11 protein-coding genes and 1 pseudogene are annotated in these 21,080 nt (G+C 63.4%); 8 read left to right on the forward strand and 4 right to left on the reverse strand.

Annotation, left to right across the window (positions count from 1 at the left end; genetic code table 11):
* Nucleotides 1-351: 351 nt before the first annotated feature.
* From NX05_RS07855 to NX05_RS07865, 3 genes are all read left to right on the forward strand, one after another.
* Entirely contained in the window at nt 352-1,656 is a 1,305-nt protein-coding gene (locus NX05_RS07855; protein WP_010376947.1) for a DUF445 domain-containing protein, read from the forward strand.
* Nucleotides 1,657-1,797: 141 nt separating this feature from the next.
* Nucleotides 1,798-5,892, forward strand: a complete 4,095-nt coding sequence (locus NX05_RS07860; RefSeq protein ID WP_039435384.1) for a CHASE domain-containing hybrid sensor histidine kinase/response regulator — start codon at nt 1,798-1,800, stop codon at nt 5,890-5,892.
* A 35-nt stretch (nt 5,893-5,927) separates the two neighbouring features.
* A complete protein-coding gene (locus NX05_RS07865; RefSeq protein ID WP_039435397.1) occupies nt 5,928-6,914 on the forward strand; it encodes a response regulator in 987 nt (328 codons plus the stop codon).
* 34 nt (nt 6,915-6,948) lie between these two features.
* Here the strand turns inward: NX05_RS07865 and NX05_RS22085 are convergent, their stop codons facing one another.
* Entirely contained in the window at nt 6,949-7,221 is a 273-nt protein-coding gene (locus NX05_RS22085; RefSeq protein ID WP_126922659.1) for a hypothetical protein, read from the reverse strand.
* Between the two features lie 317 nt (nt 7,222-7,538).
* Between NX05_RS22085 and NX05_RS07870 the strand changes: the two genes are divergently transcribed.
* Nucleotides 7,539-8,966 (forward strand): DHA2 family efflux MFS transporter permease subunit, encoded by a 1,428-nt coding sequence (locus NX05_RS07870; protein WP_039435398.1) that lies wholly within the window; start codon nt 7,539-7,541, stop codon nt 8,964-8,966.
* Between the two features lie 222 nt (nt 8,967-9,188).
* Here the strand turns inward: NX05_RS07870 and NX05_RS07875 are convergent, their stop codons facing one another.
* Complete coding sequence (locus NX05_RS07875; protein ID WP_039435399.1) at nt 9,189-14,195, reverse strand: NAD-glutamate dehydrogenase; 5,007 nt, start codon at nt 14,193-14,195, stop codon at nt 9,189-9,191.
* A 278-nt stretch (nt 14,196-14,473) separates the two neighbouring features.
* Between NX05_RS07875 and NX05_RS07880 the strand changes: the two genes are divergently transcribed.
* The 4 genes from NX05_RS07880 to NX05_RS07895 all read left to right on the forward strand — a co-directional run bounded on the left by NX05_RS07880 (nt 14,474) and on the right by NX05_RS07895 (nt 19,942).
* The gene (locus NX05_RS07880) at nt 14,474-15,133 is read left to right on the forward strand and encodes a TetR/AcrR family transcriptional regulator (protein ID WP_026112444.1); all 660 of its coding nucleotides are present in this window, start codon (nt 14,474-14,476) and stop codon (nt 15,131-15,133) included.
* A gap of 14 nt (nt 15,134-15,147) precedes the next feature.
* Nucleotides 15,148-16,458 carry an efflux RND transporter periplasmic adaptor subunit gene (locus NX05_RS07885; protein WP_039435401.1) on the forward strand — a complete coding sequence of 437 codons (1,311 nt, stop codon included), beginning with the start codon at nt 15,148-15,150 and terminating at the stop codon, nt 16,456-16,458.
* A gap of 12 nt (nt 16,459-16,470) precedes the next feature.
* Nucleotides 16,471-19,641, forward strand: a complete 3,171-nt coding sequence (locus NX05_RS07890) for a multidrug efflux RND transporter permease subunit (RefSeq protein ID WP_039435403.1) — start codon at nt 16,471-16,473, stop codon at nt 19,639-19,641.
* A gap of 79 nt (nt 19,642-19,720) precedes the next feature.
* Nucleotides 19,721-19,942 (forward strand): hypothetical protein, encoded by a 222-nt coding sequence (locus NX05_RS07895; protein WP_039435406.1) that lies wholly within the window; start codon nt 19,721-19,723, stop codon nt 19,940-19,942.
* A 204-nt stretch (nt 19,943-20,146) separates the two neighbouring features.
* Here the strand turns inward: NX05_RS07895 and NX05_RS07900 are convergent, their stop codons facing one another.
* A complete protein-coding gene (locus NX05_RS07900; protein WP_053012847.1) occupies nt 20,147-20,716 on the reverse strand; it encodes a hypothetical protein in 570 nt (189 codons plus the stop codon).
* Nucleotides 20,717-20,746: 30 nt separating this feature from the next.
* Nucleotides 20,747-21,080, reverse strand: a pseudogene (locus NX05_RS07905) (DUF2235 domain-containing protein); the annotation flags it as partial.

Raw genomic sequence — 21,080 nt, forward strand, 5'->3', positions numbered from 1 at the left:
GTGCGGACACCCAGGGCCAGCAAGTACAGATGCAGAGCCGATCTACGATACAAGCTCGAAGCTTCAGGAGCGCATGGGCTTCTTGCATCTGCTCCGATGATCAGTCGGAAGACATACCGCTGTTCGGCGGTGGGGTCCAGATACAAGGAGCGCACCTGGGCGCAACAGGGCCTTATCGGTAACGCCTCATCGCGCCCAGGTGCGCTCCTACGACAGCAACAGCCGCTGGGTCGCCCCAACCCAAGCGCAGCTGGAGCACAAGGCACGCAAGACGCGGCCAGCAGCCTGCGCGCGCGATGGCGCCACCTGCCGTGGACATGTCCTGGTCAACCGACTGGGTACACTTCACTGATGGAACCCAGTCTCAGCACACCCCGCCCCATCGATCCCCGTCGTGCCCAGCTGCAGCGCATGAAGCTGTTGGCGGTGGCCCTGCTGCTGGCGATGTTCGCTGGCTTCATCATCAGTCACCTGATGGGCGAACATGGCGTCTGGGCGTGGGTGTCGGCCTTCTGCGAAGCGGCCACAGTGGGCGCTTTGGCCGACTGGTTTGCAGTGGTCGCGCTGTTCCGGCGCCCGATGGGCCTGCCGATTCCGCATACCGCCATCCTGCCGCGCGGCAAGGACCGGCTGGCCGACGGCCTGGCCGTGTTCGTGCGCGACCAGTTTCTCGCCCCCGATGCCTTGATGGAAAAACTGCGCGTGTTCGATCCCGCCAGCCGCCTGGGCGATTGGCTGGCAAAGCCCGAACAGGCACGCATGTTGGCGCAAATGGCACGCAGCTGGATGCTGCAGGCGCTGGAACTGCTCGACGAAGCGGCGGTGCGCCGCGCAATTCAAGGCTTTGTTGTCGACCGCCTCCGCAAATGGAATGCCGCCGCCACCATCGGCGATGTCATGGCCCTGCTCACCACCGACGGGCGCCATCAGAAGCTGTTGGACGAAGTATTACTGCGGCTGGGCGAATGGCTGGATCAGGAGCAGGTCAAGACGCGCGCTTCTGCATTGATCGTGCGTTACGCACGCCGCGAGTGGCCCAAGCTGGTCGGCACTGTGAACTGGGTCAAGCCGATTGAAGAGATCGGCGACAGTCTGGCCGATCGCATGGCGCGCGCGGCAATCGAAGAACTGCAGGACATCCTCAAGACGCCCGAGCACCCAATCAGGCTCGACTATGAGGCGTGGTTGCAGGGCTACATCACACGGCTGCGCGACGAACCGGAAATGGCCGTGCGCGTGGAAGAACTCAAGCAACGCGCAATCGAACACCCGGCACTGCAGGAATACGTGCAAGGCCTGTGGGGTGAAATTCGCGACGCATTGCGCAATGACCTGGCACGCGAGCAGTCGTCGATGGCTGCGCACATGGAGCGCTCCATGCAATCGCTCGGCCAGGCCTTGTCACAGGATCCCTCGCTGCGTGAAGCGCTCAATCAACATATGTTGCAAGCGGCCGACAAGCTCACCACGCGCCTGCGCACATCGGTGACCGACCATATTGCATCGACGATGAAAAGTTGGGACGAACGTCACCTCGTCGAACAATTGGAATTGGGTGTGGGGCGCGATCTGCAATACATTCGCTTCAATGGAACGTTGGTCGGTGGATTGATCGGGCTCATCCTTCACGCGTTGTCGGTCTGGCTCTCGATTTGATGTTGGAAACACCGATCGCCCACTCGGATGAGGTGCAGGCTTACGGGGCTGCACAGCCACACCATCGTCAGGCGGTACCACGAGGTCGACGTCTGTCGGCCAGCATTCTGGGCACGTAACAGGCAAGGCGAAGGAACGAAGATGCCGAAGGGCCGCTGGGATTTGCGCAGGATCTATGGGCGTCGCGCATTCTTTGGTGCACTGCTGATTCTGATCGCCGGCCTGATTGCCGCCATCGCCACCGGCGTGTGGCTGCAACGGCATAACGAGCTCGAGCGCGAGCAGCGGTTCCAATACGTGGTGCGCACGCTGGCACGCAACATCAGCGAACGCATGTCCACCTTCGAGCATGGCTTGCGCGGCGCACGCGGTGCGGTGATCGGCGCAGGCGGCGGCATCATCAGTCGAGAACGCTTCACCTTGTACAGCCGCTCGCGGGATTATCCGCACGAGTTTCCCGGCGTCCTGGGCTACGGCTATATCCATCGCGTCGCCCCGGCCGACGAAGACGCGTTTTTGCAGGCCGCACGTGCCGACGGTGCGCCGGACATCCATCGCCGGCCATTGGCGCCGTGGGATGGCGAGCGCTACATGGTGTTGTATTTTGAGCCGGAATCTTCGGGCAATCGCCCGCTCGGCATTGATATCGCCTCCGAGCCGCGCCGGCGCGCCGCCGCTTTGCAGGCCGCGCGCAGCGGCGAGCCGATCATGACCTCGCCGATCTCGTTGTCCGGTTACCGTTTTCCTAGCGAAAGCGGTTTTCTGGTGTTGTTGGCGATCTATCGCGAAGGCATGCCGTTGCAGACGCCGCAGCAGCGCATGGCTGCCACCAGCGGCTGGGTGTATGCGCCTTTTAGCGTCGAGCAGATGGTGCAAAGTGCCTTGGGCGAACGCGACGAGGTTGCGCTGGATCTGTCCGACCGCAACGAGTCCACCCACAATTTCTACCGCAGCGGCACGCCGGCCAGCGACAGTGCGCTGCGTCCGCCGGTGGTGCAGTTGTTGCCGGTGTATGGCCGCACCTGGGTCATTACCGCCCATCCCACCGCCAGCTTCCTCGCCTCGCTCAACCAGAATTCGCCCTGGTTGATCGGCGGGCTGGTGATGGCAGGTGCAGTGCTGTTTGCCGCCCTGCTGGTGCTGTATTTCAGCAATGGACTACGCCGCGAAGAAGTGCTGCGCAAGCAAATGGAGCTGGCCGCACTGGTCAGCCATTCCAGCGAAGCCATCGTTGCCGAAACCCCGGACGGGCACATCACCCACTGGAACCCTGCTGCCGAGGCGATGTTCGGTTACACGGCTGAAGAGGCGATCGATCAGGACCTGACCACGCTGCTGTCGCCGCAGCCGTATGCGATGCCTGAGGTCGACCATGCCGACGCTGCGCTGGCGGGCAACGCATTGGCGGCACAAACGATGCGCCATCGCGACGGCCATCAGGTGTATGTGCTGGCCAGCAAGGCGCCGATCATCGAAAGCGAAGGCACGCTCAGCGGGCATTCGCATTTCTTCCGTGACATCTCCGAGCGCGTGCGCTCGCATCAACGCATCATCGATCTCAACGCTTCGCTTGAACATCAAGTGGCCGAACGCACCAGCGAGCTGGTGAAATTCTCGGTGCTGCAACGCGCGATCCTGGCGCACGCCGGTTACGCCATCATCGCCACCGATTCCAGCGGCTTCGTCACGCTGTTCAATCCGGCTGCGGAAAAACTACTGGGTTACAGCGCTGCAGAAGTGATCGGCCGGCGCAAGGCCAGCCAGTTCATCGAGCAGGACGAACTGCAAGAGCGCGCGCACATGCTCGCCGACCAGACCGGCACGCCGGTGGCGCATACGCTGGAAGCGATCGCCGCACTTACCAGCCTGGGTCGCAGCGACACCAGCGAGTGGACCTACGTCAGCCATGACGGGCGTCGCCTGCCGGTGCTGCTGACCCTGAGCACCCTGCGCGACGACCACGACCAGGTGATCGGCTACCTGGGCGTGGCGGTGGATCTCACCGAGCAAAAGCTGCACGAAAAACAGCTGCGTCTGGCGATGGATGCGGCCAAGAGCGCCAACCAGTCCAAGTCCGATTTCCTGGCCAACATGAGCCACGAAATCCGCACCCCGATGAACGCCATCCTGGGCATGCTGTACCTGCTTCAGCGCAGCGAACTGCCCGGCGCCGCGCAGGAAATGGTCACCAAGATCGACCGCTCCGCCCGCGCGCTGCTGGAAATCATCAACGACATCCTGGACTTCTCCAAGATCGAGGCCGGGCGCATCGATCTGGAACATGCGCCGTTCGATCTGAACCAACTGTTCGACAATATCGCCGACCTGATGCGCTCCTCGCTCAGCGCCAAGCCGGTGGAAATGATCGTCGAACCGTTGCCGCGCGACAGTCGTTGGCTGCTCGGCGATGCGCTGCGCATCAATCAGGTACTGGTGAATCTGGTTGGCAACGCGATCAAGTTCACCGAACAGGGCGAAGTGGTGCTGTCGGTCCGGCGCTTCCCCAGCGGCGATCCCAACAAACTCAAGCTGCTGTTTTCGGTACGCGATACCGGCATCGGTATTTCCAAAGAAAAGCAGAGCCTGATCTTTTCGCCATTCCTGCAGGCCGACACCTCCACCAGCCGGCGTTACGGCGGCAGCGGTCTGGGGCTGACCATCAGCCGACGCTTGGTCGAATTGATGGGCGGCGAACTGGAAGTGGAAAGCGTGCCCGGTCGCGGCAGCGAATTCTATTTCGTGATCACACTGGAAAAATCCGCACCGCCGCAGGCACAACGCGAATTGCCGGCGTTGCCGCCAGAAGCGATGCCGCGCGTATTGATCGCCGACGACCACGATGCGGCGCTCAACAACCTGGTGCGCATCGCCACCGAACTTGGCTGGCGTGTGGATGCGGTGGCCAGTGGTCAGGCCGCGCTGCAGGCCATCGAACAAGCCGCCGAGCCCTACGATATTTTCCTGCTCGACTGGCGCATGCCCGACATCGACGGGGTCGCCATTGCGCGCGAGATTCGGGCGCGTGCCGCGCCCAGCCCGCATCCGGTGATCGTGATGGTGACCGCCTACGAGCGTCGCCTGCTGGAGCTACATCCGGAGCAACAGGATCTGGATGCGGTGCTGACCAAACCGGTGACCGGCCCAGCCCTGCATAGGCTGGTCGAACAATTGGTCGACGAACGCCCAGGTGCACGCCCGACCACAGCCACGTTCGTGGCCCGTCGTCTGGAAGGCGCACATCTGCTGCTGGTCGACGACAGCGAGATCAATTGCGAAGTGGCACAACGCATTCTCGAAGGCGAAGGCGCCATGGTTACCGTCGCCCACGATGGCGAACAGGCGGTGAGCACGCTCAAGCGTGCGCCTAACCTGTTCCATCTGGTGCTGATGGATGTGCAGATGCCGGTGGTGGATGGTTACGAGGCCACGCGCCGGCTGCGCCAGATCCCGGCCTTGGCCAGTTTGCCGGTGATTGCGCTGACTGCGGGCGCGTTCCGCCCGCAGCAGGAAAAAGCGCTGGAAGCCGGCATGAATGGGTTTATCGCCAAACCGTTCAATGTCGAAGAATTGGTCACTGCCATCCGGCATTTTCTGCAGCCGGGCACGCGGCGCATTCCGTCGCTTCCGCATGAGACCGAGGTGTCCGCCGGACCTGAGTGGGAACATAGCGAACCCGCACTGCTGGATGCCGCGCGCGCGCGCAGCCTGTGGCGCGAACGCGAGCCATATGCGCGCTATCTGATCAAGCTGCTGCGCGACAACCCCGACCCGGCGGAAGTGGCCGCCGAGCATCTGCGCCGCAATGAATTGCCGGCCATCGGTGCGATGGCGCACAAGTTGCGTGGCGCGGCCGGCTCGCTCGCGTTGCCGTCGCTGGCTGGTGCAGCTGGCGACCTGGAAACGCGCATCGACGAAGGACACGACATCACCGGCTCGTTGATTGCGTTGAAGGACGTCATGCAGCGTACCGCCGAGGCGATCCGGGCATTTTTGCAACACGGCGACAGCGACATTGCTGTCGAAGAGGATGGCGTTGCATTGGATGCCGACAGCGTGCAGATCCTGACCTCGGCCTTCGCCAGCGACAATGCCGACCAGATCGATCATGCGCTGCTGATCTGCGCGCCACGTTTACCGCGCATGCTGCAGGAAGCATTGCAACGCGCCGTCGAAGATTTCGACTTCCGTCGCGCCGAAACCACGTTGCGCGATTGGCAGACGACCCACCTGCACTGATCGCGCTCCCCCGAACCGCTTGGCAAGGATCCAGCATGCCGTCCCTTCCCCTGCTGTGTGTCGACGACGAATCCAGCAATCTGGCCACCCTGCGCCAGTTGCTGCGCGACGACTTCGCACTGGTGTTCGCCAAATCCGGCGGTGAAGCCCTGGATGCGGTGACGCGCCACACGCCCAAGTTGATCCTGCTGGATGTCGAATTGCCGGACATGGACGGCTATGCGGTGGCGCGCGCGCTCAAGCAGCAGCCGTCCAGCAACGCCATCCCGATCCTGTTCGTGACCTCGTGCAATAGCGAGCACGACGAACGTCTGGGGCTGGAAGCGGGCGCGGCCGATTACGTCAGCAAGCCCTACTCGCCTGCGCTGCTCAAGGCACGCATCGCCACGCAGTTGAAGCTGGCCGAAAACGCACGTCTTGCCCAGCAATACCGCGACGCGATTCACCTGCTTGGTACAGCCGGCCAAGGCCAGGACGCCGACACCGGCGCACACATCTGGCGGATGGCGGTGTATGCGCGGGTCCTGGCCGAAGCAGTGGGTTGGTCGCCGCAGCAGGCGCAGACCCTGCAGGACGCCGCCCCGCTGCACGACGCCGGCAAAATCGCGGTGCCCGGCAGCATCCTGCAAAAGCCCGATTCGCTGGACGAGCACGAACGCTCGGTCGTTCGTCAGCACCCGCAAGCCGGCCACGATCTCTTACGCCATGGCCGCGGTCCGGTGTTCCAGCTGGCTGCGGAAATCGCGCTGCATCATCACGAATGCTGGGACGGCAGCGGTTATCCCGATGGGTTGTCCGGCGATGCCATTCCCGAATCGGCACGCATCGTGGCGGTAGCCGACGTGTTCGACGCACTATGCGGGCGGCGCGCCTACAAGGCGCCGTGGACGGTGGAGGACGCCATGCGCAAGCTCGACAGCATGGCGGGCAAACAACTGGAGCCGCGCCTGGTGCAGCATTTCCACGAGGCATTGCCGCAGATTCTGCAGATCAAGGACGCCTGGGAGAGCCCTGCAGCGTAGCGTTGATCCGGACAGGACAGGTTCATGCACTGGTTCAGGCACTGCCCCACGCGCTCTGCAGCTGGCTGTTTTCATCGGTATCCCCGCTCCGCGCCAGGCGCGCGTGCTTGCCGGCGTATGTGCTCAAAGACACATAAGCGGCGCGTATGCCGTACTTTCTCGTGCTGGTAACGGGATTTGAGCATGACAGCATGCGTTCGATTCCGTTTCTCTCACCGGGAGAAGGGGCCTTGAAGGGATGGATGAGGGCAAGACCGACCCCCGGCATCACCCAACCACTCAATCGTTCCGAAAGAATCTTGCTCACGCCAGACGCCTGGTGTCGTCCTCTCCCACCAGGAGCCGCCGGCATGAAAGCGGGAGGTTAGGGTAAGCGACGCCATGGCGTCGCCTCAGTAACAGCTGCGTTTGCAGTTCTCCACCTCACGACGGCCTTGGGATAAACCGCGCGCCGCAGCATCTGCCTCGCCCGCATCAAACGCACGCAGCGTTGCTGCCATTGGATTGAACCCAACGCTACACAAGTAGAAAATATCAATGTTGCGCCGCACAACACCGTGCGACGCGGGCCGACCCTGCTGCCATATGCGGCGCAGGCGGTGCGGCCCCGCAACCGAGAGTCCGATGTCCTCCAGCGTGTCCGAGGCCGGCGCTACGCCGCCGCGTTATCCCGATTACCGCATCATCTCGCTGATTCTGGCCTGCGCCATTTTCATGGAGCAGATGGATGCCACCGTGCTCGCCACCGCGCTACCGACCCTGGCGCGCGATTTCGGCGTGGCTGCGCCGGCCATGAGCATCGCCATGACCAGCTACCTTCTTGCACTGGCAGTGTTGATCCCGGCCAGCGGCGCCATCGCCGACCGCTTCGGCCTGCGTCGCGTGTTTGGCGCCTCCATCTGGGTGTTCGTCGGCGGCTCAATCCTGTGTTCGCTGGCCGACAACCTGCCCACGATGGTGGCCGCGCGCGTGCTCCAGGGCGCCGGTGGCGCAATGATGGCCCCGCTCGGCCGGTTGATCCTGTTGCGCACGGTGGAGCGCCGCCATCTGGTGTCGGCCATGGCCTGGACACTGGTGCCGGCCTTCATCGGCCCGATGCTCGGCCCGCCATTGGGCGGTTTTTTCGTCTCGTATCTGGATTGGCGCTGGATCTTCTACATCAACGTGCCGATCGGCATCGCCGGGTTTCTGCTGGTGCGGCGTTTCATTCCGGAGATTCCCACCGAATCGGTGCCGGCGCGTTTCGATCTGCGCGGCTTCGTGCTGTGCGGCACCGCGCTGGGCTGCCTGCTGTTCGGCCTGGAAATGGTCAGCCAGGAAAACGGCCTCGGCGAAGCCAGCTGGCTGTTGGCAATCGGCAGCAGCGCGGCGCTGGGCTATCTCTGGCACGCACGTCACCACCCCGCTCCACTGATCGATTTGAGCTTGTTGCGGATCGAGTCGTTCCGGTTGTCGGTGATCGGCGGTGCGCTGATGCGCATCACCCAGGGCGCGCAGCCGTTTCTGTTGCCGCTGCTGTTTCAAATCAGCTTCGGCATGAGCGCTGCGCATAGTGGCCGGCTGATCCTGGCTACCGCGCTCGGCGCACTGCTCATGCGCACCATCACCCCGCAACTGCTGCGTCGCTTCGGGTATCGCAATAGCCTGATCGGCAACGGTGTGCTCGCCAGCCTGGGCTACATGGTGTGCGCGTTGTTCCGACCCGATTGGCCGCCGGCGCTGATGTTCGGCCTGCTGTTGTGCTGCGGCGCCTTCATGTCGTTCCAGTTCGCCGCCTACAACACCATCGCCTACGAAAACGTGCCTGCCGCGCGCATGAGCCGCGCCAGCAGCCTGTACACCACCCTGCAGCAGCTGATGCTGTCGGTCGGCGTCTGTGCCGGCGCGATGATTCTCAACCTGGCAATGCTGGCCGGCGGCCACGCAACGCCGCAACTAGGCGATTTTTCGCTGGCATTCTGCATCGTCAGCCTGATTTCGCTCAGCGCCACCTGGTGGCATGTGCGCTTCGACAAGCATGCCGGGCAAGAAATGAGCGGGCATCGGGCCTGAGCCGGGCCCGGTCGTTTTGCGGCTTGTGCCGACCATGTTATTGAGCCGCAAAATATAGCGAATGGCTATCCACCAGCCGCGCTCATGGCACGTTGCGTACGCCCTGCACCACGCCCTGCACGCAAGAGGCCGCCCGTAGGCGGCCTCTTCATTGACTCAACCAGGCTGTCGAGACCACCGCGATAGCGAAGCATTCGCTTCGCCATCGCGGCAATACGTCGCTTACACCCCGTGCGCAGCCAGTTGGCCCAACCGCTGCACTGCCACAGACACGGTCGGGTAATCGAGCGTCTTCTGCTCGGCCACGTCGGTGAGCATGGCCAGGGTGAAGCGCAGGCTGGAGTCGTCGCGTGCCATCCAGTTGGCCACCTTGTCCTCGGCACTGCTGCCGGGCATGGTCAGCACCTGACCGACCAGCGCGCGTTGGTGTGCGGCCAGTTCGTCGCGCAGCACGCCACGTGCCACCGCGTGCCAACGGCCGTTGACCTCCAGTGCGTCGATCTGTTCGAACAACCACGGCAGCCGCAGCGCTTCGCCGAGGCGGAAATGCACCTTGGAAACGTCCACGGGCTTGAGCTTGCGCGTGCGTGCGGTTTCGATAATGTCGAAGGCCGGCTCCAGATACCGCAGCTCGGACAACTGCTGCGCCAGTGCCGGGGTCAGGCCCTTGTCCTGCCATTCCTGCACGCTGGCTTCGTACTGCGGGCGCTGCGCATCCGACAACACGCCTGATGCCACGCGGATGTCGTTGAACGGGCCGTGGTAACGTTCTACCGCTGCGGTAATGCCCGGCATCTGGCCCGGACGCAGCAGCAGCCAACGCACGAACGAACGCTGCAGGCGCCAGATCACTTCCAGTGCATCGATCTGCACCGACTCGGGAACCGTGCCGTCCAGCGCATCGATCTGCGTCCACAGCGCGCGCGCATCCAGCGTTTCGCGGCTGATGGTGTAGGCCTTGGCGACCTCGCCGATGCTGCGGCCGGTGTCTTCCTGCATGCGCATCAGGAAGGTGGCGCCCATGCGATTGATGGTGGTATTGGTCACCGCGGTGGCGATGATTTCACGCTTCAGACGATGGCGCTCCATCGCATCGGCGTACTTCTTCTGCAGCGGCTGCGGGAAGTAGCGCTGCAATTCCTTGGAAAGGTACGGGTCTTCGGGAATGTCTGATTCCAGCAGCTGCTGGAACGCCACCAGCTTGGAATACGACAACAGCACCGACAGCTCCGGCCGGGTCAGCCCCTGCCCACGCGCCTTGCGTGCGGAGAGCTCAGCATCGGACGGCAGGAATTCGATCTGACGGTCGAGCAGGCCCTGCAGTTCCAGCGTGCGGATGAAGTGCTGCTTGGAGCCAAGGCGCTTGACGCTCATGCGCTCCATCAAGCTGATGGCCTGGTTCTGGCGGTAGTTGTCCCACAACACCAGGTCGGCCACTTCGTCGGTCATCGACGCCAGCAGCTTATTGCGCGCGTCGTAGGTGAGCTTCTTGGCCTGCACCATGTCGTTGAGCAGGATCTTGATGTTCACCTCGTGATCGGAGGTGTCCACGCCGGCCGAATTGTCGATAAAGTCGGTGTTGAGCAGCACGCCGGTTTGCGCCGCTTCGATGCGGCCCAGCTGGGTCAGGCCCAGGTTGCCGCCCTCGCCCACTACCTTGCAGCGCAACTCGCCGCCATTGACGCGCAGGCCGTTATTGGCGCGATCGCCCACATCGGTATGCGATTCGCTGGCTGCCTTGACGTAGGTGCCGATGCCGCCATTCCAAAACAAGTCCACCGGCGCTTTGAGAATGGCGTTCATCAGCTCGTTCGGAGAAAGCTGCTTGACGTTGGCGTCCAGCCCCAACGCTTGGCGCACCGGTGCACTGATGTCGATGGATTTGAGCGTGCGCGGATAGATGCCACCACCGGCGCTGATCAGTTTGGCGTCGTAATCGGCCCAGCTGGAACGCGGCAGCTTGAACAAGCGATCGCGCTCGGCGAAGGACACCGCTGGATCCGGGCTCGGATCCAGGAAAATGTGGCGGTGATCGAACGCGGCCAGCAGGCGGATGTGCTTCGAGAGCAGCATGCCGTTGCCGAACACGTCGCCGGACATATCGCCGATGCCGACCACGCTGAAGTCCTGGCTCTGGCAATCGCGGCCCATGGCGCGGAAGTGGCGCTTGACCGATTCCCACGCGCCACGTGCAGTGATGCCCATGCCCTTGTGGTCGTAGCCCACCGAGCCACCGGAGGCGAACGCATCGCCCAGCCAGAAGCCGTGATCCAACGCCAAACCATTGGCAATGTCGGAGAACGTCGCAGTGCCCTTGTCGGCCGCGACCACCAGGTAAGGGTCGTCCTGGTCGTGGCGCACTACCTGCGGCGGCGGCACGATCTTGCCGCCGACGATGTTGTCGGTGATGTCGAGCAGGCCCTGGATAAACAACTTGTAGCAGGCGATGCCTTCTGCCTGGATCGCATCACGGTCGCCACCGACCGGTGAGCGCTTGACGTAGAAACCGCCCTTGGCGCCAACCGGCACGATGACGGTGTTTTTGACCATCTGTGCCTTCACCAGGCCCAGCACTTCGGTACGGAAATCCTCGCGGCGGTCCGACCAGCGCAGGCCGCCACGCGCCACCGCGCCGAAGCGCAGATGCACGCCCTCTACGCGCGGGCCGTACACGAAGATTTCGCGATACGGACGTGGCTTGGGCAGGTCCGGCACGCGCGCCGAATCCAGCTTGAAGCTGATGCAGTGTGGGTGCTTGCCGCTCTTGTCGGTCTGGTAGTAGTTGGTGCGCAAGGTCGCATCGATCACATCCATGAAGCTGCGCAGGATGCGGTCTTCGTCCAGGCTGGAGACGCGGTCCATCAACTTCAGCAAGGTGGCGCGGGTGGCCTCCTGCTGCGCATCGCGGCCGCCGCCGCGCGCTTCCAGCACGGAGTCCAGGGCCTTGAGCGTAGCGTCGTCGCCGCCTGCCAATGCAGACAGTGCTTCGCGCAGGCGCTCCTGGCCGGCGAAGATCTGCGCCTTGGTTTCGCTGCCGGTGGACGGGTCGAAACGCGCTTCGAACAACTCCACCAGCAAACGCGCCAGCAACGGGTACCGGGTGAACGTGGCTTCGACATAGGCCTGCGAGAACGGCACTGCCGTCTGCAGCAAGTACTTGCAGTAGCCGCGCAACAGCGCGACCTGGCGCCAATGCAGGCCGGCCGCCAGGATCAGGCGATTGAAACCATCGTTCTCGGCATGGCCGTTCCAGATGCGCTCGAAGGCTTCACCAAAACCGGCATCGGCATGTGCGGCATTGATCTTGCCGGCAGTGGATTCGACCTCGAAATCCTGGATATAGACCGGCGTTTCGCCCACTTGCAGCCGATACGGCCGCTCGGAGATCACGCGCAAGCCCATGTTTTCCATCATCGGCATCGCATCGGACAACGGAATGTCGTCGAGCTGGCGATACAGTTTCAGGCGCAGGCCTTCGCCCGCATCCAGGCGCGCGTCGTCGCGACGGATTTCCTGCAGGCTCAGATGCAGATCGTCCGGGCCATCCAGCGAGGCCAGGTGTTCGACGTCCGACACCGCCGATTCAATCGACGAATCTTCGATATAGCCGGCTGGCAGCGCACGCCCGAAGTTGGCCGCCATACGCAGGCCATTGGCTTCGCCGTGACGCGCCACCAGCGCCTCACGCAGCGCATCGCGCCAGTTGCGCAGCAAATGCGCCAAGCGCGATTCGAGCTCGGTGGTGTCGAATTCCAGCGCCTCGCCACTTTTGGGACGCACGATCAAATGCAGCTGCGCCAGCGGCGATTCGCCCAGCACCACGCTGGAGTCGATGTATTCCCCGTGCAGCGCGTCCTTCAACAGGCCTTCGATGCGCAGACGCACGTCGGTATTGAAGCGCTCGCGTGGGATATAGACCAAGGCGGAGATGAAGCGGCTGTACTTGTCGCGGCGCAGGAACATGCGGCTACGCACCCGCTCCTGCAGGCCAAGAATGCCGATCGCGGTGCGATACAGTTCTTCTTCGTTGGATTGGAACAGCTCTTCGCGCGGCAACGTTTCAAGAATATGGCGCAGCGCCTTGCCGCTATGGCTGCTCGGGGTCAGCCCGGACTTGCTCATCACATATTCGTGGCGCTGACGCACCAACGGAATTTCCCACGGGCGGCGGTTGTAGGCGCTGGAGGTGAACAGGCCCAGGAAACGCTGCTCGCCGACGATACGGCCCTTGGCATCGAATTCCAGGATGCCGATGTAATCCATGTAGCCAACCCGGTGCACGCGCGAACGCGCATTGGTCTTGGTCAGGATCAACGCGTCCTTGAGCTTGGACGACGCGTTCAAGCCATGCGCCGCCAGCGTGGTCACCGGGCGTGCCGGCGAGGTGTCGCGGCCGCGCATCAGGCCCATGCCGGTTTCTTCCACCGGTGCGAGCACGTCCTGGCCGTCCTGCTTCTCCACGCGGTATTCGCGGTAGCCGAAGAAGGTGAAATGGTCGGCGGCCGCCCAGCGCAGGAATTCCTGCGCCTCGTGGCGGCTGATGTCGTCAATCGGCAGGCGGCGGGTGGCCAGGTCATCGGCCAGCATCACCATCTTTTCGCGCATCGCGGCCCAGTCCTGCACGATGGCACGCACTTCGGCCAGCACCTTGCGCACTGCTGCTTCCAGCTTGGGCATTTCTTCAGGCGGCTGGCGGTCGATCTCCAGCACCATCAGCGACTCGCTCTTGCCCTCGCCCACTGCCGTCAGCTTGCCTGCCTTGTCGCGTGCGATGCGCAGCACCGGATGGCCCAGCACGTGCACGCCGATGCCCAGGTCCGCCAGGGTCATGCTGACCGAATCCACCAGGAACGGCATGTCGTCGTTGACGATCTGCAGCAGGGTATGCGGCGACTCGTAGCCGTGGCTCTTCAAGGTGGGGTTGAACACCCGCACATTGACCGTACCGGCCTTGCGCGCACGTGCAAATTCCAGCATGTCCGCCGCCAACGCCGCCCACTGCTCCGGCGGATGGTTCGGGAATTCGTCCTCCTCCATGCGCCGGTAGAAGTCGGCGGCGAACGCCTGGACTTCGCCCTGGCGTGCGGTCGGGTAGCGCTTGCGCATCGCGGCAAACACCGGCTCGAGGGTGACCGCCTGCGGTTCGGTGGCAAGCACGGGGACGGCACGTTCGGCGACCAGTTTGAGCGAAGTGGTGGACGATTTCGAAACGGCTTTCTTGGCTGTCATGAGTAGAGCTGGAATGCTCGGTGGAAAACCTGAATTGTACCGGTGCGCGATGACGACGCCTTGCTGCATAGCGCAAATATGCGGCCCGTCGTGATCCATGGCAGCGCGCAAAAGCACTACAGCTGTGTAATGTGTGGAACAAGGCAGCGCGGTGCCGAAGTTGGATCGCCACACCCGGCAAAGTCCGGTCGAGTGCTTGGCACGTAAGGCGTTGTGCAGACAAAACCGCGACCGTCAAGCCTGTTTAAAAACTAAACTGGACGGTATAGTCTACCGCCATGACCACTCGTCCCCACCGTGCTGCCAGGCGTTCGGACTGCGACCGCCGTATCCATGCGGCTGTGCATGCACTGCTGGCCGAGCGTGGAATGCGCTTGAGCATGGACGCGGTGGCCGAACGGGCCGGTTGCTCCAAGCAGACCCTGTACAGCTATTACGGCTGCAAGGAAAATCTGCTGCGCGATGTGCTGCAGGACCACGTGCATCTGGCAGCAGGGCCGCTGGGCACGGTCTCAGGCGATCTCCACGCCGATCTGCTGGCCTTCGCGGTGGCACATCTTGGCCGTTTGAACAACCCCGATGTGCTACAGACCTGCCGTCTGGTCGAAGCCGAGTCGCACCGGTTCCCCGACCAGTCGCAGCAGATCTTCCACGACGGCGTGGTCGGCATGCAGCAGCGCCTGGCGCATCGCTTCGAAAAGGCGATCGAAGCGGGCCAGCTGCGACATGACGATCCGCACTTCATGGCCGAATTGTTACTGAGCATGATTGTCGGGCTGGATTTCGACCGCCAACGGTTTCAGGTTCCCCATCGCGCCGGCCTCCCCGCCAGGCAGCAGTGGGCGCAATTCGCCGTGGACACTTTCTTGCGTGCGTTTGCTCCAGCACCTGCCGCGCCGACGCTGGCCCCCCCCTCTTTTCTCACTTCAAGACCCTAACGGAGTTCCTCCTGATGATTGCCCCGCTCCGCTCATTCGGCTTGGCCTGTGCCATCACCGTGGCGCTCGCTGCCTGCAGCAAGCCCGAACAACAGCAGGCACCACCGCCGCCGCAAGTGTCGGTCCTGGAGATGAAGCCGCAGACGCTGCCGCTGGAACGCGACCTGGTCGGCCGCCTGTCGGCGTACCGCTCGGCCGATGTGCGCGCACGCGTGGACGGCGTGGTGCTCAAGCGCCTGTACACCGAAGGCGCCAACGTCACCGAAGGCCAGCCGCTGTTCCAGATAGATCCGTCACAGCTGAAGGCCACGTTGCTGCAGGCACAGGGCCAGCTGGCTGCCGCCGAAGCGACCTACACCAACGCCAAGATCGCCGCGACGCGTGCGCGCAGCCTGGCGCCGCAGCAGTACGTCTCGCGTGCCGACATCGACACCGCCGAAGCCAACGAGCGTTCTTCCGGCGCCAACGTGCAACAGGCGCGCGGCACGGTGGAAGCGGCGCGCATCCAGCTCGGCTTCGCCAGCGTCACCTCGCCAATCACCGGCCGCGCCGGCATCCAGCGCGTAACCGAAGGCGCGCTGGTCGGTGCCGGTGAAGCCACCCTGCTGACCACGGTCGACCAGATCGACCCGCTGTACGTGAACTTCGCCATGAGCAGCGAAGAACTGGCCGCCCTGCGTCAGGCGCAGAGCAGCGGCAACGTGCAGCTCAGCGGCGACGGCAAATCCACCATCAACGTGGAACTGGGCGACGGCACGCAATACCAACACCCCGGCACGCTGGACGTGTCTGCGGTGACGGTGGAACCGAGCACCGGTGCGGTGTCGCTACGCGCAACCCTGCCCAACCCCGAACAATCGCTGCTGCCGGGCGCGTTCGTGACTTTCAAGGCGAGCCTAGGCCAACGCAACAATGCCTACCTGGTGCCGCAGCAGGCGGTGCAACGCGATGCCGCCGGACCCTATGCCCTGGTGCTGGGCAAGGACGGCAAGGTGGTACGCAAGAACCTTACCGTCGACGGCCAGCAGAAGGGCCAGTGGATCGTCACCGGCGGCATGACCCCGGGCGACCAGGTCATCGTCGATGGCGTGCAAAAGGCCAAGGAAGGGCAGCCCGCCAAGGGCGTGCCGTGGGATCCGAACAAGCCGGCACAAGTCGGCCAGCCGGGTGCACCGGGTGCGGCGCCTGCCGCAGCAGCCCAGGGTGGCGATGCGCAGGCCGCACCGGCTGCCGACAAGGCCGATGCAGCGGCGCCGGCCGCTCAGCAACAGCCCAAGCAGGATGCGGCCGCGCAACCGGCCGACTCCCAGTCCAAGCAGCAGTGACGGAACCCGGACATGCCTAAGTTTTTTATCGAACACCCGGTCTTTGCATGGGTGGTGGCGATCCTGATCTCGCTTGCAGGCGTGATCTCGATCCTGAATCTGGGTATCGAGTCTTACCCGACGATCGCCCCACCGCAGGTCACCGTCACCGCCAACTTCCCCGGCGCCAGCGCCGACACCGCCGAAAAAGCGGTGACCCAGGTTATCGAGCAGCAGCTCACCGGTATCGACCACCTGCTGTACTTCAACTCGTCCTCGGCCGCCAACGGCCGCGTGACCATCACGCTGACCTTCGAAACCGGCACCGACGCGGATATTGCGCAGGTGCAGGTGCAGAACAAGGTGTCGCTGGCCACGCCGCGTCTGCCGTCGGAAGTGACCCAGCAGGGTGTGGTGGTGGCCAAGGCCAACGCCGGCTTCCTGATGGTGGCCGCCCTGCGTTCGGACAACCCGTCGATTGACCGCGACGCGCTCAACGACATCGTCGGTTCGCGCGTGCTCGAGCAGATTTCGCGCGTGCCCGGCGTGGGCAGCACCAACCAGTTCGGCGCCGAGTACGCGATGAACATCTGGTTGAACCCGGAGAAGCTGCAGGGCTACAACCTGTCGGCCACCCAGGTGCTGACCGCGGTGCGTAACCAGAACGTGCAGTTCGCTGCCGGTTCGGTGGGCGCCGACCCCACCCCGGAAGGCATCAGCTTCACCGCCACGGTGTCGGCAGAAGGCCGCTTCAGCTCGCCCGAGCAGTTCGAAAACATCATCCTGCGCACCGACAACAACGGCGCCACGGTGCGTTTGAAAGACGTTGCACGCGTCACCGTCGGGCCGAGCAACTACGGCTTCGACACCCAGTACAACGGCAAACCCACCGGTGCTTTCGGTATCCAGCTGTTGCCGGGCGCCAATGCATTGAACGTGTCTGAGGCGGTCGGCGCCAAGCTCGACGAGCTGCAGCCGACCTTCCCGCAGGGCGTGACCTGGTTTGCGCCGTACGAATCGACCACCTTCGTGCGCATCTCCATCGAGGAAGTGGTCCACACGCTGGTGGAAGCGATCGTGCTGGTGTTCCTGGTGATGCTGCTGTTCCTGCAGAACTTCCGCGCCACCGTGATTCCCACGCTGGTGATTCCGGTCGCGCTGCTGGGTACCTTCTTCGGCATGTACATGATCGGCTTCACCATCAACCAGCTGACGCTGTTTGCGATGGTGCTGGCGATCGGCATCGTGGTGGACGATGCGATCGTGGTGATCGAGAACGTCGAACGCATCATGAGCGAAGAGCATCTGGAGCCGAAAGCGGCCACCCAGAAGGCGATGACTCAGATCACAGGCGCGGTGGTGGCCATCACCGTGGTGCTGGCAGCGGTGTTCATCCCCTCCTCGCTGCAGCCCGGCGCATCGGGTGCGATCTACAAGCAGTTCGCGCTCACCATCGCCATGTCGATGGGCTTCTCCGCATTCCTCGCGTTGAGCTTCACCCCGGCACTGTGCGGCGCGTTCCTCAAGTCGACCCATTCCACCAAGAAGAACTGGGTCTACCGCACCTTCGACAAGTACTACGACAAGCTGGCGCACCGTTATGTCGGCGTGGTCGGTCACACCCTCAAGCGCTCGCCGCCGTGGATGATCGCGTTCGTGGCGCTGGTGGTGCTGTGCGGCTTCCTGTTCACCCGTATGCCGGGCAGCTTCCTGCCGGAAGAAGACCAGGGTTTTGCGGTGGCCATCGTGCAGTTGCCGCCAGGCGCGACCAAGATCCGCACCAACGAAGCGTTCGCGCAGATGCGTGCGGTGCTGGAGAAGCAGCCGGCCGTGGAAGGCATGCTGCAGATCGCCGGCTTCAGCTTCCTGGGTTCGGGCGAAAACGTGGGTATGGGCTTCATCCGGTTCAAGCCGTGGGAAGAGCGTGACGTCACGGCCGAGCAGTTGATCCAGCAACTCAATGGCGCCTTCTATGGCATCAAGGGCGCGCAGATCTTCGTGGTCAACCTGCCTACCGTGCAGGGTCTGGGCCAGTTCGGCGGCTTCGACATGTGGCTGCAGGACCGTTCCGGTGCCGGCCAGGAAGCGCTGATCCAGGCACGCAACATCGTGCTCGGCAAGGCGGCGGAAAAACAGGACACCCTGGTCGGCGTACGCCCGAACGGCCTGGAAAACTCGCCGCAGCTGCAGTTGCACGTGGACCGCGTACAGGCGCAATCGATGGGCCTGGATGTCAGCGACATCTACAGCTCGATCCAGCTGATGCTGGCGCCGGTGTACGTCAACGACTACTTCGCCGAGGGCCGCATCAAGCGCGTCAACATGCGTGCCGACGATCAGTTCCGTGTCGGCCCCGAGTCGCTGCGCAACTTCTTCAGCCCCAGCGCCACCGCCACCGGCGCCGACGGTCAGCCGGCAATGATTCCGCTGAGCAACGTGGTCAAGGTCGAGTGGAACTACGCATCGCCTGCGTTGAACCGCTACAACGGCTATTCCGCCGTGAACATCGTCGGCAACCCGGCCCCGGGCGGCAGTTCCGGCCAGGCGATGAGCGCGATGGAAGATATCGTCAACAACGATCTGCCACCGGGCTTCGGCTTCGACTGGAGCGGCATGTCGTACCAGGAAATCATCGCCGGTAATGCCGCGACGCTGTTGCTGGCGTTGTCGGTGGTGGTGGTCTTCCTGTGCCTGGCCGCGCTTTATGAAAGCTGGTCGATTCCGGTCGCGGTGCTGATGGTGGTGCCGATCGGCGTGCTGGGTGCAATCACCTTCTCGATGCTGCGCGGCTTGCCGAACGATCTGTACTTCAAGATCGGCATGATCACGGTGATTGGTCTGGCGGCGAAGAACGCGATCCTGATCGTGGAATTCGCAGTGGAGCAGCGTGCGGCAGGCAAGACGCTGCGCGAGGCCACGCTGGAAGCGGCGCATCTGCGTTTCCGCCCCATTTTGATGACCTCGTTCGCGTTCATCCTGGGCGTGTTGCCGCTGGCCATCTCCACCGGTGCCGGCGCCAACTCACGTCACTCCATCGGTACCGGCGTGATTGGCGGCATGGTGTTCGCCACCGTGCTCGGCGTGATCTTTATCCCGCTGTTCTTCGTAGTGGTGCGCCGCATGCTGGGCGACAAGCTGGACGAGCAGTCCAAGGAATATCTGGCCGTTGAGAACGAAGGTGGAACCCACCGCCCGGATCGCTGAGTCAGGCATTTGCTGCAACCAACAGCCCCGGCACTGCCGTAATGCTGTTCACTGAAGCAACTGTGTCACCGAGAATCCGATGCCAGCCCCTGGCATCGGATTTTTTGTATCCATCCACCAGCAACTGCTCGACCTTGGTGAGCTCTTCAACTTTTCCGACCTGAGCACATTTACGCAGAACATCCCGGTGGAGTGGATAACCAGCGCGCTTGATTTAGAGCGGGAAAGGAGCACCGCGCGCGATCTACTGGCACGCCCCAGTCATTTCACTCAATTGATGAAGGCGCCTGGCCAGTCTTGAAACGCGGCGTCACCGGACGACCACGGCAACCGGCGTGGATGTTCATACCGGGGCCGCAGCCATGCGGAGCCGGAACCGGATCCATCGCAATGCGCTCCTGCGCAGCGGCGGTGCACGGTATCGCCGACAGCGACACAATCGCACGCACGTCGCCCGTGATGCCTGAAACCGCGGGGCGCATCACCCGGGGCGGCGGCGCCGGAATCAGCGCGGTTTGACCTGCCGATATTGCCGGCGATCGCCGTAGGACCGGCCCTTGGTCTCCACGTTAGCGCAGAGCTGGCCGTTGCACAGCGTCACGTCGGCGGCGTTGTAGGCGCGCAGCAACTCCGCACGCACTTGGTTGTCTTCGATTTGCTGGCGATAACGGGTCAGCAACCATCCGCCGCCGCCCAGCAACACCAGCAGGCTTCCGACCACCACCGCGGCGCCTTTCCACAGCAACAGGCGCTGCGCCCGCTCGATACGCGTGAGTTGATCGGACAGCGATTGCGCCCCTTCGGCGATCAAGCGGCCGGCCTGCTGCAGCCGTTTCTCGAACCCGGCCACCGACTGGTCCATCCCTTGCTGCACATTTCTCACCAACGTGTCGGGAACGCGCTGCAAGGTCTGCTCTGCCGACCGGGTCATCACGCCCGGCAACGACTGCGTCGCCTGTTCCAGCTGCTGTGCAAGGCGGCGTTGCTGTTGCTCGATGTCGCTGCAGCGGCGCTCGAACTGCTCCATGAGTGCGGCGGTCTTGTTGACCAACGTCAGTGGGTCTTTTGTATCCATTGTGCATCCTGCCTTTGTTGCTGCCCGTTGTTACATGCTGCGCCCACCGATGCGCACCGTTTCCTGCTGCTGTTGCTGTTGCTGTTGCTGTGCCAGCATCGCCTGCTGCGCTGCCTGCTGTTCCTGCTGATTCACCGTGTCGATGGCCTCGGCGCGCAACGCGCGGCCGGCTGGTTCATTGGCCAGGATCTGGGTCATCAGACGGAACTGATCGCGGTCATCGTTCTGTCCGGCGGCCAACATGCGGTCCAGGAATGCTTCCGGGTCGTCATGCAGGGAGGGCAGTTTATCGGCCGCTTTCTGGGCATCGGGCTTCATCGGGACTTGCCACTGCTGCGGATCATGGCTGTGCTCACGCTCATGC

The sequence above is a fragment of the Xanthomonas vasicola genome (genome assembly GCF_000772705.2).
Taxonomy (GTDB): Bacteria; Pseudomonadota; Gammaproteobacteria; order Xanthomonadales; family Xanthomonadaceae; genus Xanthomonas; species Xanthomonas vasicola.

Bases quoted from the DNA above. Each gene is read 5' to 3' on its own strand.
- NX05_RS07855 (WP_010376947.1), top strand. From the start codon at position 352: ATGGAACCCAGTCTCAGCACACCCCGCCCCATCGATCCCCGTCGTGCC.
- NX05_RS07860 (WP_039435384.1), top strand. From the start codon at position 1,798: ATGCCGAAGGGCCGCTGGGATTTGCGCAGGATCTATGGGCGTCGCGCA.
- NX05_RS07865 (WP_039435397.1), top strand. From the start codon at position 5,928: ATGCCGTCCCTTCCCCTGCTGTGTGTCGACGACGAATCCAGCAATCTG.
- NX05_RS07870 (WP_039435398.1), top strand. From the start codon at position 7,539: ATGTCCTCCAGCGTGTCCGAGGCCGGCGCTACGCCGCCGCGTTATCCC.
- NX05_RS07875 (WP_039435399.1), bottom strand. From the start codon at position 14,195: ATGACAGCCAAGAAAGCCGTTTCGAAATCGTCCACCACTTCGCTCAAA.
- NX05_RS07880 (WP_026112444.1), top strand. From the start codon at position 14,474: ATGACCACTCGTCCCCACCGTGCTGCCAGGCGTTCGGACTGCGACCGC.
- NX05_RS07885 (WP_039435401.1), top strand. From the start codon at position 15,148: ATGATTGCCCCGCTCCGCTCATTCGGCTTGGCCTGTGCCATCACCGTG.
- NX05_RS07890 (WP_039435403.1), top strand. From the start codon at position 16,471: ATGCCTAAGTTTTTTATCGAACACCCGGTCTTTGCATGGGTGGTGGCG.
- NX05_RS07895 (WP_039435406.1), top strand. From the start codon at position 19,721: ATGCCAGCCCCTGGCATCGGATTTTTTGTATCCATCCACCAGCAACTG.
- NX05_RS07900 (WP_053012847.1), bottom strand. From the start codon at position 20,716: ATGGATACAAAAGACCCACTGACGTTGGTCAACAAGACCGCCGCACTC.